The sequence below is a fragment of the Mesorhizobium sp. M0904 genome, from assembly GCF_040319475.1.
GTDB lineage: Bacteria > Pseudomonadota > Alphaproteobacteria > Rhizobiales > Rhizobiaceae > Mesorhizobium.
The window spans coordinates 1-1,130 of sequence record NZ_JAMYOC010000059.1; the positions used below are offsets into that span (position 1 = coordinate 1).

Annotated in this window: 2 protein-coding genes; both read left to right on the forward strand. The window is 51.9% G+C overall.

The genetic code is table 11. From position 1 onward, the window contains the following. A partial coding sequence (locus tag NKH80_RS30030) for a dipeptidase (RefSeq protein ID WP_352995658.1) occupies positions 1 to 835 on the forward strand: 835 nt, incomplete at its 5' end. 43 nt (positions 836 to 878) lie between these two features. Next, positions 879 to 1,076 carry a hypothetical protein gene (locus NKH80_RS30035; RefSeq protein WP_352995661.1) on the forward strand — a complete coding sequence of 66 codons (198 nt, stop codon included), beginning with the start codon at positions 879 to 881 and terminating at the stop codon, positions 1,074 to 1,076. Positions 1,077 to 1,130 lie beyond the last annotated feature (54 nt).

Here is a 1,130-nt window from a genome sequence, read left to right on the forward strand (position 1 = left end):
CTTGACGTGGGACCAGACGTTGCGATGTGCTGCTCATTTTCGCCATTGGATCGAGACACATGGCGACTACTATATTCTCCCGGAGCAAATCGCCGACATCAGGCGGGCAAAAAAAGAGCGAAAACTGGCGGTCGCGTTCGATTTAGAAGGCGCAAACGCCCTCAATAAGAATGTCGATATGGTATCAGTGTACTACCAGATCGGAGTGCGGCAAATGAATTTGGCCTATAATAAGAATAACGACTACGCAGGCGGTTGCCTTGACTCAGACGTTCCTTTGTCTTCCCTAGGAAGGCAAGTCGTGATTGAGATGAATCGCGTTGGAATGGTGGTAGACTGTTCACATACCGGTTATTCTTCGTCGATGGAGATCATGGACCTCTCCAGTAAGCCTGTTATTTTCTCGCATTCGAACCCTAGGGCGCTATGGGATCATCCGCGGAACATACTAGACGACCAGATTGTGGCATGTGCGAGAACTGGGGGGGTCATCGGTGTCAATGGCGCGGGCGGATTTCTTGGGGAAAACGACTGCAGCCCTGCAGCAATGGCCAAGCACATCAAATACGTGGCAGATCTTGTTGGAATTGATCACGTCGGCATCGGCGTGGACTCAGTTCTCGACCGGGATGAGCTTCCAAAACTGCTCAAGCTTTACCCTGAGGCCTGGCCGAACGTCACATTGGACGAAATGCAGAAAAAGGTCTTTGCGCAACCGGAACAACTTCCGAGACTCACGGAGGAGTTGCTGAACAGCTTTAGTGAGGATGATGTTCTAAAAATTCTAGGTGGGAATTTCGAGCGAGTGGCGGCTCAGGTTTGGCGCGGCGCTTGACGAGAATAGAGTGTGAGACACCAGGCGTGAATGGGAGGATTGAATGATGCAGTGCGATCCAGACGACAGAGCATTCATCATTTTCGCCAGCCGCGCAGGCGTACATCTGAAAGAATCTGACTACAGTCACTTTGAAGGACCTTATCGCTCCATTGCAGCGATGGCAGAGCTCATACGCAAGCCGCGCAGCCACATGGCGCAACCCGCTCTCGTATTCTATCCTTGCGAGAAAATGACATGAGTTCGGAGTTTCTAACCATTTCGGAAGCGGCGGCACTCATCGCCGCCAAGCGGC

What these genes read in the sequence shown, in the direction of transcription:
- NKH80_RS30035 (WP_352995661.1), top strand. Translation starts at nt 879, where the DNA reads ATGATGCAGTGCGATCCAGACGACAGAGCATTCATCATTTTCGCCAGC.